We start from the raw sequence: 14,086 nt of genomic DNA on the forward strand, positions 1-14,086 counted from the left end.
TCGGCTCAGCACAACGTGGCAAGAATAACCTTATCGGCATTAAAATATGCGGTGACCTGCCCCCCTTCTGCCAGATCTTGCGTTTCAGCCAGCGGAAGGGTGGCGCAGAGCTGCTGGCCATCAGGGAGGGTCATCAATACTTCGCTCTGGGTTTCGCCACGTTCAATATGGCTGATGTATCCACGAAGTTTATTATCCGCGCAGGATGCCTGGGTATCGTCCAGCGTAATGCCAACCCAGGGCGCTTTCAGTAATACCAGCACCTGTTTCCCCCGCACCAGATCCAGGCGTTGCGCGCTCTGGGCTGTGATTGCCACTTTCAGTGAGGTTTCGCCATCTGCCAGCAGCACCTCGACATACTGTTGTACCTGCTTGTATTCAAGCGCCGTTATGGTGCCAAACCACTGGTTGCGGGCGCTGGTTTGCAGTGAAAAACGGGAAATCGCCGCCAGCAAACTGTTCAGCGGCAAAGCTTCATCGTCGCTCAGTACATCAAAGGCTTTTTGCTGGATTTGCCCAAGCAGGTCATAAAGTTGGATAAGCCGCTGCCCGTAGCGGGTGACCAGTGCGCCGCCGCCGCCTTTGCCGCCCGTTGCGCGTTCCACCAGCGTATGCTCGCTAAGCTGGTTCATTTCATTGATAGCATCCCAGGCGCTTTTATAGCTGATACCTGCATTTTTGGCCCCCTGGCTTATCGATCCGGTCAGCGCTATCTGTTTAAGCAGGGCAATACGTCGGGGATCGGCGAAGAGGCGTTGCTGGAGTTTAAGAGTAAGAAGAATTTCAGCCTGCATAGCGTCGTGTCCTGGCTTAAAACCACTATTGTGAAGGAAAAGCCACTATAAGCCTAATGCGCAACGTTTGACGTGATTTGCCTGAAGATTAATGCGTTAGGCGCGACATACCCTCCGGTGGAGCGGAGGACCGGAAAGCCACAGCTACCTGAAAACGTCCTGCAAAGCAGGGCGATGGCACAAAAGGGGAGTGTTTTTTTGAAAGTGCAGGTTAAAATAGTCAATTCACACTGAATGGAGTCGACCATGTTAGAGTTGTTAAAGAGTCTGGTTTTCGCCGTAGTCATGGTCCCGGTGGTGATGGCAATCATCCTGGGTTTGATTTATGGCCTGGGTGAAGTGTTTAACGTGTTCTCCGGTATTGGTCACCGCGATCGTCCCGCGAAAAACCGCTGATTTCTGTAAACGCCCGCTTTTGCGGGCGTTTTGCTTTTTAAGTAACGTCCACTCCTGCCGGTATCTTATTAATTCCTGTAATGCTTCAGAGGTATGATCTCTCCCCCGGTAATATCTGTTATCATCGCTATATTCTGGAATATATAACGACACGCACAGGAGTTAGAGATGGCACGTACATGGTTACGCCTTTTTGCCGGGGCAACATTATCGCTTTCCATCGCCGGTCACGCCGTGGCTGAGGAAGGGAAAATCACGGTTTTTGCGGCAGCGTCGCTGACTAATGCGATGGAGGATATTGCCGCTGCGTATAAAAAAGAGAACCACGTCGAGGTCGTCTCTTCGTTTGCCTCTTCTTCTACGCTGGCGCGTCAGATTGAAGCGGGTGCCCCTGCCGATCTCTTTATTTCTGCCGATCAGAAGTGGATGGACTATGCGGTAGAGAAGAAAAGCATCGATACGGCGACCCGTGACACGCTGCTCGGCAACAGCCTGGTTGCGGTGGCACCAAAAGCCAGCGCACAGAGCAATATCACCATTGATAGCAACACTGACTGGAAAAGTTTGCTCAAAGGCGGGCGTCTGGCGGTAGGCGACCCTGAACACGTTCCGGCAGGCATCTATGCCAAAGCGGCCTTGCAGAAACTGGGCGCGTGGGAAGCCTTGTCTCCGGCCCTGGCACCGGCGGAAGATGTACGCGGCGCTCTGGCGCTGGTTGAACGTAACGAAGCGCCGTTGGGCATCGTCTACGGCTCCGACGCCGTGGCCAGCAAAGGGGTGAAAGTCGTCGGAACCTTCCCCGAAGAGAGTCACAAAAAAGTGGAGTACCCGATGGCCGTGACAGCGGGGCATAACACTGCGGCGGTTAGCGCCTTTTATGACTACCTGAAAGGCCCCGAAGCGTCCGCCATCTTCAAACGTTACGGATTTACGACCCACTGATGATATTAACGGATCCCGAATGGCAGGCGGTATTGCTGAGCCTTAAAGTCTCATCCCTTGCGGTTCTCTTTAGTCTGCCTTTTGGGATCTTCTTCGCCTGGCTGCTGGTGCGCTGCACTTTTCCTGGCAAAGCGCTACTCGACAGCCTCCTTCATCTCCCCCTGGTGCTCCCTCCGGTTGTGGTGGGATATCTGCTGCTGATTGCTATGGGAAGGCGGGGATTTATCGGCGAAAAACTCTTTGACTGGTTTGGCATTACGCTGGCCTTTAGCTGGCGGGGTGCGGTGCTGGCGGCGGCGGTGATGGCCTTCCCGCTCATGGTGCGTGCCATCCGTCTGGCGCTTGAAGGAGTAGACACCAGGCTTGAACAGGCAGCCCGAACCTTAGGGGCAGGCCGCCTGCGGGTTTTTGTGACCATCACGCTTCCGTTAACCCTGCCCGGTATCATTGCGGGCACCGTGCTGGCCTTTGCCCGCTCGCTCGGTGAATTCGGTGCGACTATCACCTTTGTCTCCAATATTCCTGGCGAAACGCGCACTATCCCTTCGGCGATGTATACCCTGATTCAGATGCCGGGAGGGGAAGGCGCTGCCGCCCGCCTGTGTATTATCTCAATCGTGCTGGCGCTGGTTTCGCTGTTGTTCTCAGAGTGGCTGGCGCGTTTGAGCCGTAAACGGATTGGGAGATAACCGGGATGCTGGAGCTCAATTTCACCCAGACGCTGGGAACACACACACTGCGCCTTAATGAATCGCTGCCTGCCAGCGGTATCACCGCAATTTTTGGGGTATCAGGCGCGGGTAAAACCTCGCTCATCAATGCCATCAGTGGCCTGACGCGCCCCCAAAGCGGCCACATTATTCTTAACAATCGTGTGCTGTACGATGCACAAAAGAAAATCTGTCTGCCGCCGGAAAAGCGCCGCGTCGGTTACGTTTTCCAGGATGCGCGTCTGTTCCCTCACTATAAGGTACTGGGTAATCTCCGCTATGGCATGGCGAAATCCATGACCGGGCAGTTTGACAAGCTGGTGGCGTTGCTGGGTATTGAAGCTCTGCTGGACCGCTTGCCCGGCGGGCTGTCCGGCGGTGAAAAACAACGCGTTGCCATTGGCCGCGCGCTGCTGACCGCCCCGGAACTCCTCTTGCTGGACGAGCCGCTGGCTTCGCTGGATATCCCGCGTAAGCGTGAGCTGCTTCCTTATCTGCAGCGTCTGACAAAAGAGATTAATATTCCGATGCTTTACGTCAGCCACGCGCTGGATGAGATCCTTCACCTGGCCGACAAAGTCATGGTGCTGGAGGCGGGTGAGGTGAAAGCCTGCGGCAATCTGGAAGATGTCTGGGGAAGTCGGGTTATGCACCCCTGGCTGCCTCAGGATCAGCAAAGCAGCGTGCTGAAAGCGAGCATACTGGAGCACCATCCACACTACGCCATGACGGCACTGGCGCTGGGCGACCAGCCTCTGTGGGTCAATAAACTGGATCGCCCGTTGCAGTCTGACGTGCGCATTCGCATTCAGGCCACCGATGTCTCGCTGGTGCTACAGCCGCCGACCCATACCAGTATTCGCAACATTTTGCGGGCTAAAGTGATGGCCATTTTTGACGTAGACGGGCAGGTAGAAGTGCAACTGGATGTAGGCGGACGTTCATTGTGGGCGCGTATCAGCCCCTGGGCCAGGGATGAACTTAATATCAAACCCGGCCAGTGGCTCTACGCACAAATCAAGAGCGTATCGATTACCGCCTGATCACAGCAGGTGGCTGTAGATAAAGCTGGCGATGCTGTCGGTAGTGTTATCACCAATCACGACATTGGCGCGGGCTTTCACCGCGTCATCGGCATTACCCATCGCGACCCCTACACCTGCCGCTTCCAGCATGCTGATGTCGTTATAGTTATCACCAAAAGCAACCACGTCCTGCATGGAGAGACCCTGCGACGTGACCCACTCGGTCAGACGCTTGCCTTTGCTGTTACCGCTGCGCGCAATATCCACCTGGTCATGCCAGGACCACTCGCATTCCAGCCCCAGCGTCTGTTCAACGCTGCACGCAAAACGTTTCAGTTTCTCTGTGTCTTCATCCGTCAGGGCAAACTTCCAGATAGCCTCGACTTCGCTTGCCGCCGCACGCAGAGAATCGACCTGAGTAAAGACCGGACGTTGTTCAGGCGGCAGCGTTTGCGCCCAGTTATGGGTACGAATGACATGGCCGGTTGGTTTTTCGTACAGCATGGCATTGTCGACATACATCAGGCCGTGAACGTCGTGGGTGTCCAGCATCTCAATCAACTGCAGGGCTTGTGATACAGGCAGCGGATCGGCAGTTAACACTTTTTTTGCATGATAATCATACAAATAAGTGCCATTACAGCAAATTGCAGGTGTATCGAGGGCCAGCGCCTGATAAAAAGGATGGATGGCGATGTGATGCCGTCCGGTAACAATAATTAACTGGTGCCCGGCGGCTTTAGCGCGGGCGAGCGCTTCCAGCGAAGCGGGGAGAAGCGTTTTTTTGGGGGTCAGTAAGGTACCGTCTAAATCCAGTGCAATCACTCGCGAGGTCATGGCGTTTTCCGTGGTCAATGATCAATTTTAGCTCTCCCGGATGGTACACCGGGTCGGCCTGCGGGCAAAATCTCAGGGCGAAATTCGGCATTAACGACGAAAAAAGGCTATCCTGGTTAATTAACGCAGTATTGAGGAAAGGAGTATTCATGAAGCAAACCGTTTATACCGCCAGTCCGGAAAGTCAGCAAATCCATGTCTGGCGTTTAAATCAGGAAGGCACCCTGACGCTGGTGCAGGTGGTGGATGTGCCGGGCCAGGTTCAGCCGATGGTCATCAGCCCTGACAAGCGCTACCTTTATGTGGGCGTACGCCCGGAATTCCGCGTTATCGCCTACCGCATTGCGCCTGATGATGGTGCGCTGACCTTTACCGCCGAAGCGGCGTTGCCAGGCAGCCCGACGCATATTTCTACCGATCGCAGCGGACGTTTCCTGTTTAGCGGCTCCTACAACGCAGGCTGTGTGAGCGTCACCAAACTGGACGATGGTATCCCGACGGAGACCCTGGACGTGGTGGAAGGGCTGGAAGGGTGTCATTCCGCGAATATTTCCCCGGATAACCACACGCTGTGGGTGCCGGCACTGAAACAGGATCGAATCTGCCTGTTCACCCTGACGGAGGAGGGCAATCTGTTGGCGCAAGAGCCTGCTGAAGTCGCCACGGTGGAAGGCGCTGGCCCGCGTCATATTGCCTTTCATCCCAACCAGCGCTATGCCTATTGCGTTAACGAACTGAACAGCTCGGTTGACGTATGGCAGCTCAGCAATGCGCACGGCAACATCGAATGCGTGCAGACGCTCGACATGATGCCGGCTGATTTCACCGGCACGCGCTGGGCAGCAGATATCCACATCACCCCGGACGGTCGCCACCTGTACGCCTGCGACCGTACCGCCAGCGTGATTACCGTGTTCAGTGTCTCTGAAGATGGCAGTATTCTGGCTGTTGAAGGCCATCAATCGACAGAGACGCAACCGCGCGGTTTTAATGTCGACCATAGCGGTAAATTCCTGATTGCCGCCGGACAAAAATCACACCATATCGCACTGTATGAAATTGCAGGTGCGCAGGGACTACTGACTGAAAAAGCCCGCTATGCGGTAGGTCAGGGGCCAATGTGGGTGGTGGTGAACGCTCACTAAGTCTGAGCCATAAAAAAACCTCGCCGCGGCGAGGTTTTTTGTTATCCGTGGCGGTTACTTTTTGGGTTCTGCCACGACCTGGCTGCCTACGCCACGGTTATTAAATTCCCAGGCACGATTGAACTGGCTGTCATTCAACTGACGCTGAACGTTGCCTTTGTCGTCCACGGCACCCGTATTGCCTGCAAAGGCGCGACCGGAGATCGCCGCATTTCCCCAGGGCTTCGCGACGTTAAAGCCTTCGTTGATGACGCTATCACGAATAACCACCTGGCCATTGGTATTGCCATCAACGTCCAGCGAGCGACCCAGTTGTGCGACACCGTTGCCCGCCGCGGTAAAGCGGCTGTTGGTGGCGAGGAAGCCATAGTAGATGTTGGACAGCGTTGCCGGGGCAAAGACATAACCTTCCTGCTGCGTACGGGAGTTAACTATCCGGAAATCGGTATTGTCGAATACCACCGCACCACGACCCGCGACGATATCAACATCGCCTTCTATGTAGCTGTTGGTAACCTGAGTACGCGTCTGACGATCGGTACGCAGGGCATTTTCAACGCCGCTGTTGGTCACAAAGAAGGTGTTCTGACGCCCCAGGATGTTCACGTTATTCAACTGAACTTTGTCACCATCGCTACGGAAGGCCACGGCCTGATGGTTACCAGCGTCAACGCTGTCCCCAAGGGTATTCTGGATGGTCAGGTTCTGCAGTTGCAGGCCATTGTTCTGTGACCAGAAGACTGCAGAGCACATCACGCCGATGGTTGCCGTACGTTTGTTCTGGCAGTTATCAAACATGTACCAGGCCGGTTTACCCGGCATGTATTTGCCTGACGGGTTCACCAGCTTACGCCAGGTGTTTGCATCCATTTCCGCATCGATAGCAAGACCAATTTTTACGTCAAGCGGCTTCTCACCGGTGCCGTAAATTGTCACGCTGCCGGAAGCTGCGGGGACAAAGACTGTGCCTTCATAGTCGCCCGGCATCACGGCGATAAACTGACGATCGCTGGAGTGCTTGTTAATTGCCGCATCAACGGCTGCCTGAATGGTGGTGTGGGTCACGCCTGGCGTTCCGGCCGGACCTACTACGAAATTCGCCTGCGCCGGAACGCGGATAGCGAACGGTTTCCACGCTTCAGCGTTGGGCGTCAAAGAGGCAAAGTAATTCGCCGCAACAAAGTTTTTCGCTTCGCCCGCAGAGAGGACCGGACGGGAAGCCGTACCCGGCGCCGTTTGCGTGGAAGGAAGTTGATCCGGTGGCGTTGAGCTGCAGGCGGTCAATGTCACGCCAAAAGCCAGTGCCAGCGTCAGACGAGAAACCGAGAATGTGTTCAAGGAGTGCTCCAGCTGTACAAGTTTAAATGAATTCCTCAGAAGCCTGCTTTTTTATACTAAGTTGAGCGAAACGGGAAGCCGATTGTGCAAATCGGCTTCAATTCAGTGATGTTCTAGCTGAAATACACGGTAATGGAGGCACTGGCCAGGGTATGGAAATGGACGTTAAAACCGACCATTGCGCCGCTGGCATTTTCGTCGACCTCAAGGGCGGGAACATTGAGCGCGAAAACAGTGAAAACATAGCGGTGCGTCTCACCCTTTGGTGGTGCGGCACCGCCATAGCCTGCCGTGCCAAAATCGGTACGGGTCTCAAGCGCACCCTCCGGCAGGGCGGTCAGTGACGAACCTGATCCCTGGGGCAGCACACGGGTATCCGCAGGCAGATTCACCACCACCCAGTGCCACCAGCCGGAACCCGTAGGCGCATCCGGATCGTAACAGGTCACCACAAAGCTCCTGGTGCCGGCGGGCACATCGTCCCATGCCAGATGGGGAGAAATATTATCACCGTCATAACCCATGCCGTTGAAGACATGACGATGATGCAGTTTATCCCCGTCGTGTAAGTCATGGCTTACCAGTTTCATTTCACCTCCGCAGGTCGATTGTCAGCCTTCTATTTTAGTCCATTTACACCCAACGCAAGCCACGCTTAAGCCATAAAGAGATCGTCACGCCAGACGGCCGCCGTCACCGCATCCGTCAGGCAGGTGAGCTGTTCGGGGGAGATGACGTAAGGCGGCATCAGGTAAATCAGGCGTCCAAACGGGCGGATCCAGACCCCCTCATCGACGAAGAAACGCTGCAGGGCGGCCATGTTCACTGCTTTTGTCGTTTCAACGACGCCAATCGCCCCAAGTACACGCACGTCGGCTACGTTGTGGCTTGCACGGGCCGGTAAGAGGGCTGTCCGTAGCTGCGCGTCAATAGCGGCAACCTGTGACTGCCACTCCCCGTTCTCCAGCAGGCTCAGGCTGGCGTTGGCCGCAGCGCAGGCCAATGGGTTGCCCATAAAGGTCGGGCCATGCATAAAACAACCCGCGTCACCGTTGCTGATAGTGTCAGCGACCGCGCGGGAGGTAAGGGTAGCCGACAGCGTCATGGTGCCGCCGGTCAGCGCTTTACCGAGGCAGAGGATATCGGGAGCCACCCCTGCATGGTCGCAGGCAAACATTTTTCCGGTGCGACCAAAGCCAGTGGCTATCTCATCGGCAATCAACAAAATGCCTTCCCGGTCACACATTTTACGGATGCGTTTGAGCCATGCGGGATGGTACATCCGCATGCCGCCCGCGCCCTGTACGACAGGCTCCAGAATTACGGCGGCAATCTCATGGCGATGCGCTGCCATCAGACGGGCAAAACCCACCAGATCGTGCTCATCCCACTCGCCGTCGAAACGGCTTTGCGGTGCGGGGGCAAAGAGGTTCTCAGGAAGATAACCCTGCCAGAGACTGTGCATGGAGTTATCCGGGTCGCAGACTGACATCGCACCAAAGGTGTCGCCGTGGTAGCCATTGCGAAAGGTAAGAAATCGCTGACGAGGCTCCCCTTTTGCCTGCCAGTACTGGAGGGCCATCTTCATCGCCACTTCCACCGCGACCGAGCCGGAATCGGCCAGAAACACGCACTCCAGGTTATCCGGGGTCATTGCCACCAGTTTGCGGCACAGCGTAACGGCGGGCGAATGGGTAATACCACCAAACATCACATGCGACATCTCATCAATCTGCGCTTTCATCGCCGCATTCAGTACCGGGTGGCTATAGCCGTGGATCGCCGCCCACCAGGAGGACATGCCGTCGATAAGACGCTCGCCGCTGCTCAACAGAAGCTCGCAGCCGTGCGCGGACTGGACCGGATAAACCGGCAGAGGAGAGGTCATAGAGGTATAGGGGTGCCAGATATGGCGCCGGTCAAAGGCAAGATCGTCCGCTGTCATAATCGACTTGTAAACCAAATTGAAAACATTTAGGTTTACGAGTATAACCCGAATCGAATTTTTACAACACCCTTTGGAGACGCCCTATGGCTCACCACGCACGCTGGACACTGTCGCAGGTCACTGAGCTTTTTGATAAACCTCTCCTTGAACTGCTGTTCGAGGCCCAAATCGTGCATCGTCAGCACTTCGATCCGCGCCAGGTGCAGGTCAGTACGCTGTTGTCGATCAAAACCGGCGCATGCCCGGAAGATTGCAAATATTGCCCGCAAAGTGCGCGCTATAAAACCGGGCTGGAAGCCGAGCGCCTGATGGAAGTGGAGCAGGTGCTGGACTCTGCCCGCAAAGCGAAAAACGCCGGATCGACCCGTTTTTGTATGGGCGCGGCCTGGAAAAACCCTCACGATCGCGATATGCCCTACCTTGAGCAGATGGTTGAAGGGGTCAAAGCAATGGGGCTTGAGGCCTGCATGACCCTTGGCACGCTCAGCGACAGTCAGGCTCAGCGTCTGGCCACGGCGGGGCTGGATTACTACAACCACAACCTCGATACCTCGCCGGAGTTTTACGGCAACATCATCACCACCCGCACGTACCAGGAGCGTCTTGATACCCTCGGTAAAGTGCGGGATGCCGGCATCAAAGTGTGTTCTGGTGGGATTGTCGGGCTGGGAGAAACGGTGAAAGACCGCGCCGGACTTCTGCTGCAACTGGCGAATCTGCCGACCCCGCCGGAGAGCGTACCCATTAACATGCTGGTGAAAGTTAAGGGGACGCCGCTTGCGGATACCGATGACGTTGATGCCTTTGAATTTATCCGCACCATTGCTGTGGCCCGTATCATGATGCCGACCTCCTTCGTGCGTCTCTCAGCCGGGCGTGAGCAGATGAACGAGCAAACCCAGGCGATGTGCTTTATGGCCGGAGCAAACTCCATTTTCTACGGCTGCAAACTGCTGACTACACCCAATCCGGAGGAAGACAAAGACGTGCAGTTGTTCCGCAAACTGGGGCTTAACCCGCAGCAGACGGATGTACAGGCCGGAGATAACGAGCAGCAGCAACATCTGGAACAGCAACTGCTGCATGCTGACACTGAGCAGTTCTATAACGCGGCCGCCCTGTGAGCTGGCAGCAACGTATCGACGAGGCTAACCGAGCCCGTCGCGTGAATGACGCGTTTCGAACGCGCCACTGCGTCGGGCAGGGCGCAGGGCGCTGGCTGATTCAGGAGGCACACCGCTACCTCAATTTCTCCAGTAATGATTATCTGGGACTCAGCCAGCACCCGGCGCTGATTCGCGCCTGGCAACAGGGCGCTGAACGCTACGGCGTGGGCAGTGGCGGATCGGGTCACGTCAGTGGCTATACCGCTGCTCATCGCGAGCTCGAAGAGGCGCTGGCGGAGTGGCTCGGCTACCCGCGGGCACTGCTGTTTATCTCCGGTTTTGCCGCCAATCAGGCCGTGATTACGGCTCTGATGGCTAAAGATGATCGGATCCTGGCCGACCGGCTCAGTCACGCATCGTTACTGGAGGCTGCCGATCGCAGTCCCGCCCGGTTACGCCGGTTTCACCATAACGACACCGCCCACCTTGCCACGCTGCTGCAAAAGCCTGTTGCCGGAGAGCAACTGGTGGTGACTGAGGGTATTTTCAGCATGGACGGCGATGCGGCCCCACTCGCCGATCTTTACGCCCTGACGCGCAGCGCCGGGGGCTGGCTGATGGTTGATGATGCGCACGGCATTGGCGTGTGGGGTGAGGCCGGACGCGGCAGCTGTCATGCCCGACAGGTCATGCCCGATATCCTGGTCGTCACCTTTGGTAAGGGCATGGGCGTGAGCGGAGCGGCCGTGCTCTGCCGTGAACCGGTAGCCGATTATTTATTGCAGTTCGCCCGCCACCTGATTTACAGCACCTCAATGCCGCCTGCTCAGGCGGTGGCGCTTCTGGCGTCGCTCAACGTCATCCGCAGTGCAGAAGGCGATGCGCGACGCGAAAAGCTTGCTGAACGGGTTGCCCAGTTTCGCGCTGGCGCATCGTCGCTGGGGTTAACGATAAGCGGATCGCAGAGTGCCATTCAGCCGTTAAGGGTGGGTGAAAACAGCCGCGCGCTCATGCTGGCCGGCGCCCTGCGCGATCGCGGATGTTGGGTCACGGCCATCCGACCGCCGACGGTGCCCGCGGGGACCGCCCGTCTGCGCCTTACACTTACTGCGGCCCATGAAGCCGCAGATATCACGCAGTTGCTGGAGGTGCTGAATGACGCCAGTCAATAAGCAGGCCGTGGCCCGTGCCTTCGGGCGGGCGGCGCAACACTACCGGCAACACGACGACGTGCAGCGCCAGAGCACTGAACTGCTGCTCTCCCGTCTGGGCAACATTCCGGTTCGCAATGTACTGGATGCCGGATGCGGCCCCGGTTCGACAGGGCACTACTGGCGACGTCTGGGGGCGCAGGTCACCGCGTTCGATCTCAGCGTGCCCATGCTGGATGAAGCCCGTCAGCAGCAAACGGCACACCATTACGTACAGGGTGATATTGAAGCCATGCCCTTCCCTGACGGGCAGTTTTGCCTTGCCTGGAGCAACCTGGCTGTGCAGTGGTGCAATTCGCTGCGTCAGGCGGTAAACGAGCTCTGCCGGGTGGTTCGTCCGGGCGGGTATGTGGCCTTTACCACCCTCGCGCACGGCTCGCTACCGGAGCTGAACCAGGCGTGGCGGGCGGTAGATGGTCTGCCTCATGCTAATCGCTTTATGGCTATTGAGCAGATCCATGCCGCGCTTGCAGGGCGGCGTTATCAGGCCGGTGTGGAAACTCTCACCCTGCATTTTGATGAGGTGACGCAGGCGATGCGTTCGCTCAAAGGCATTGGGGCAACCCATCTTCATGCCGGACGTCGTTCAGGATTAACGCGGGGAGGGTTACAGCAGCTGCGGCAGGCCTGGCCACAGCAGGGCGGCGGCTACCCGCTCAGTTATCAACTATTTTGGGGAGTTATCAGCCGTGACTGAACGTTATTTTGTCACCGGAACAGACACTGAGGTCGGGAAAACGGTCGCCAGTTGTGCCTTGCTACAGGCGGCGAAAAAGCAGGGATGGCGCACCGCAGGGTACAAACCCGTTGCCTCGGGCAGTGAGCTGACCCCCGCGGGACTGCGTAACGGCGATGCACTCGCACTCTTGCGCAACAGCACACTGTCGCTCTCATATGAGGAGGTAAACCCCTGGACGTTCGCCGAGCCAACCTCACCACATATTGCCAGCGCGGCGACGGGCAAACCAATAATACCCGCAGCTCTTTCAGCCGGGCTGCGCCATCTGGAACAGCAGGCAGAGTGGGTGCTGGTCGAGGGGGCAGGGGGCTGGTTTACGCCACTGAGCGATGCTTACACTTTTGCAGACTGGGTAGTGGCCGAGCAGTTGCCGGTCATTCTTGTGGTGGGGGTAAAGCTTGGGTGTATTAACCACGCGATGCTGACCGCACTGGCGATTGAACAGGCGGGCTTAACGCTGGCAGGGTGGATTGCCAATGATGTCCAGCCGCCGGGGCGTCGTCACCCGGAGTATATCGCAACGCTGCGGCGCGTGATTAAAGCGCCTCTGATCGGGGAGATCCCCTGGCTTTCTCACGCGCCGGATGAGGCAAATAACGGTCATTATCTCGATCTCAGCGTACTGACTCCGGCGTCATCCAGTGGGACAGGACCTCTTCATTCAGTTGACTGACATCCCCCTGGGCAACATTGCGCCCCCTGTGTAGCAGGCAGAACCGGTCCGCCACGCGGCGGATAAAACCAAGGTGCTGCTCAGCCAGCAGGACGGTCATACCGACATCCTGATTCAGACGCACGATAAAATTACCGAGCTTATGAATAAACGCCTGCCCCATGCCCCGTGTAGGTTCATCAAGAATGAGCAAGCGCGGGCGGTTCACCATCGCCCGCGCCATCGCCAGTTGATACTGATTCTCCTCCGATAATACCGCCACTTTTTCCTGACGAAAGGCGTACAGCTCGGGAAAGAGGTCGTAGACCTCACTGCTCACAGCCTGACGGGGCGTCGCGCCCGCCAGCAGGGCGATGTGCAGGTTCTCTTCCACTGTGAGCTGCGAAAAAATGCGCCTGTCCTGAGGCACATAACCTATCCCCATAGCGCTACGGTGCGCCGCCTGCAGTGCCAGCAGATCTTTCGGAGGGCCGCTGGCATCCTGCCAGACCATGCTGCCACTCTCTACGGGCAGGAAACCCGTTATACAGTTAAATAACGTTGTTTTGCCCATACCTGGCAGGCCAATCACGGAGGTACAGCTACCGGTCACCAGATCAAGGTCGAGGTTCCACAACGTATGCTGATCACCGTAATACTGATTTACCGAACGTAAATGCAACATAACCTGCTCCTGTTGTTGCGTTAAGGTGGAGTAATAGGTGCAAAACGCTTGCCAACGCGCCAAAGCGTGGCTGTTTTCAGAGTCCGCTGATGAATTGCCCCGCACTGCACCGGTTCAGGAAAATAGGGCGTTATTGGCTGCACGTTGCCAGTGCTGCAGATGATGGTTATTGGTGCAGCAAATGAGAGAAATGTGAGAACGTTCGCAGGATATTTTGCCGTTTCGTCAACAGTCGTCATGCAAAAATAAGTGATAAAAAATTTTTACTGACGGCTGAAAAGGAGTTGTTAACATTTTGTGGGCTGGCTGTGGATGTGGCCTGGAATGAGTTATCCACTATTCCTGTGGATAACCTTGTGTATTAGAGTTAGAAAAAGTGCGACAAGCGAGTAAACACGCGGCTTGCGCCTGAATTGATGCGAAACGCGGCTTTTTATATAAAATGATAAATTTCAACGGGTTATATAAAAGCAATGGTTGTAAAAAAAGTGTCACCCGCTGCCACAAAACTTTCATCACCTTACTTGACAAATGTTAAAAAAGGAAATGTTCTGGGGA

Annotated in this window: 15 protein-coding genes; 9 read left to right on the forward strand and 6 right to left on the reverse strand. The window is 56.3% G+C overall.

The genetic code is table 11. From position 1 onward, the window contains the following. Positions 1 to 5: 5 nt before the first annotated feature. On the reverse strand, positions 6 to 794 hold the full coding sequence (gene modE, locus KXR87_RS03860; protein ID WP_437430937.1) for a molybdenum-dependent transcriptional regulator: 789 nt from the start codon (positions 792 to 794) through the stop codon (positions 6 to 8). 246 nt (positions 795 to 1,040) lie between these two features. Here modE and KXR87_RS03865 point away from each other — a divergent pair, with 246 nt between their 5' ends. The 4 genes from KXR87_RS03865 to modC all read left to right on the forward strand — a co-directional run bounded on the left by KXR87_RS03865 (position 1,041) and on the right by modC (position 3,885). Then, on the forward strand, positions 1,041 to 1,190 hold the full coding sequence (locus KXR87_RS03865) for an AcrZ family multidrug efflux pump-associated protein (RefSeq protein WP_437430938.1): 150 nt from the start codon (positions 1,041 to 1,043) through the stop codon (positions 1,188 to 1,190). Between the two features lie 168 nt (positions 1,191 to 1,358). After that, on the forward strand, positions 1,359 to 2,132 hold the full coding sequence (gene modA, locus KXR87_RS03870; RefSeq protein WP_437430939.1) for a molybdate ABC transporter substrate-binding protein: 774 nt from the start codon (positions 1,359 to 1,361) through the stop codon (positions 2,130 to 2,132). Then, on the forward strand, positions 2,132 to 2,821 hold the full coding sequence (modB, locus tag KXR87_RS03875; protein ID WP_437430940.1) for a molybdate ABC transporter permease subunit: 690 nt from the start codon (positions 2,132 to 2,134) through the stop codon (positions 2,819 to 2,821). The genes modA and modB overlap by 1 nt, the downstream gene beginning before the upstream one ends. A gap of 5 nt (positions 2,822 to 2,826) precedes the next feature. Beyond that, positions 2,827 to 3,885 carry a molybdenum ABC transporter ATP-binding protein ModC gene (gene modC / locus KXR87_RS03880; RefSeq protein WP_437430941.1) on the forward strand — a complete coding sequence of 353 codons (1,059 nt, stop codon included), beginning with the start codon at positions 2,827 to 2,829 and terminating at the stop codon, positions 3,883 to 3,885. Here the strand turns inward: modC and KXR87_RS03885 are convergent, their stop codons facing one another. Then, complete coding sequence (locus tag KXR87_RS03885) at positions 3,886 to 4,704, reverse strand: pyridoxal phosphatase (protein WP_437430942.1); 819 nt, start codon at positions 4,702 to 4,704, stop codon at positions 3,886 to 3,888. A gap of 149 nt (positions 4,705 to 4,853) precedes the next feature. Here KXR87_RS03885 and pgl point away from each other — a divergent pair, with 149 nt between their 5' ends. Beyond that, positions 4,854 to 5,849, forward strand: a complete 996-nt coding sequence (gene pgl, locus KXR87_RS03890; protein WP_437430943.1) for a 6-phosphogluconolactonase — start codon at positions 4,854 to 4,856, stop codon at positions 5,847 to 5,849. Between the two features lie 54 nt (positions 5,850 to 5,903). Here pgl and KXR87_RS03895 read toward each other — a convergent pair whose 3' ends face one another. From KXR87_RS03895 to bioA, 3 genes are all read right to left on the reverse strand, one after another. Beyond that, positions 5,904 to 7,187: a putative acyl-CoA thioester hydrolase gene (locus KXR87_RS03895; RefSeq protein WP_437430944.1), complete on the reverse strand. Its 1,284-nt coding sequence runs from the start codon at positions 7,185 to 7,187 to the stop codon at positions 5,904 to 5,906. A gap of 113 nt (positions 7,188 to 7,300) precedes the next feature. Next, entirely contained in the window at positions 7,301 to 7,777 is a 477-nt protein-coding gene (locus tag KXR87_RS03900) for a kinase inhibitor (RefSeq protein WP_437430945.1), read from the reverse strand. A gap of 65 nt (positions 7,778 to 7,842) precedes the next feature. Next, positions 7,843 to 9,132, reverse strand: coding sequence for an adenosylmethionine--8-amino-7-oxononanoate transaminase (gene bioA, locus KXR87_RS03905; protein WP_437430946.1), 1,290 nt, complete (start codon positions 9,130 to 9,132; stop codon positions 7,843 to 7,845). 86 nt (positions 9,133 to 9,218) lie between these two features. Here bioA and bioB point away from each other — a divergent pair, with 86 nt between their 5' ends. The 4 genes from bioB to bioD are packed head-to-tail and all read left to right on the forward strand — an operon-like array spanning position 9,219 to position 12,864. Further along, positions 9,219 to 10,259: a biotin synthase BioB gene (gene bioB, locus KXR87_RS03910; RefSeq protein ID WP_437430947.1), complete on the forward strand. Its 1,041-nt coding sequence runs from the start codon at positions 9,219 to 9,221 to the stop codon at positions 10,257 to 10,259. Beyond that, positions 10,256 to 11,413: an 8-amino-7-oxononanoate synthase gene (gene bioF / locus KXR87_RS03915; RefSeq protein WP_437430948.1), complete on the forward strand. Its 1,158-nt coding sequence runs from the start codon at positions 10,256 to 10,258 to the stop codon at positions 11,411 to 11,413. Before bioB ends, bioF begins: the two co-directional genes overlap by 4 nt. Next, positions 11,397 to 12,149, forward strand: a complete 753-nt coding sequence (gene bioC / locus KXR87_RS03920; RefSeq protein ID WP_437430949.1) for a malonyl-ACP O-methyltransferase BioC — start codon at positions 11,397 to 11,399, stop codon at positions 12,147 to 12,149. Before bioF ends, bioC begins: the two co-directional genes overlap by 17 nt. Beyond that, positions 12,142 to 12,864, forward strand: a complete 723-nt coding sequence (gene bioD / locus KXR87_RS03925) for a dethiobiotin synthase (RefSeq protein ID WP_437430950.1) — start codon at positions 12,142 to 12,144, stop codon at positions 12,862 to 12,864. The genes bioC and bioD overlap by 8 nt, the downstream gene beginning before the upstream one ends. Here bioD and KXR87_RS03930 read toward each other — a convergent pair. After that, a complete protein-coding gene (locus KXR87_RS03930; RefSeq protein WP_437430951.1) occupies positions 12,806 to 13,528 on the reverse strand; it encodes an ABC transporter ATP-binding protein in 723 nt (240 codons plus the stop codon). The genes bioD and KXR87_RS03930 overlap by 59 nt on opposite strands. Between the last annotated feature and the right edge of the window lie 558 nt (positions 13,529 to 14,086).

It is taken from the genome of Yokenella regensburgei (genome assembly GCF_051486985.1).
Taxonomy (GTDB): domain Bacteria; phylum Pseudomonadota; class Gammaproteobacteria; order Enterobacterales; family Enterobacteriaceae; genus CBFFRJ01.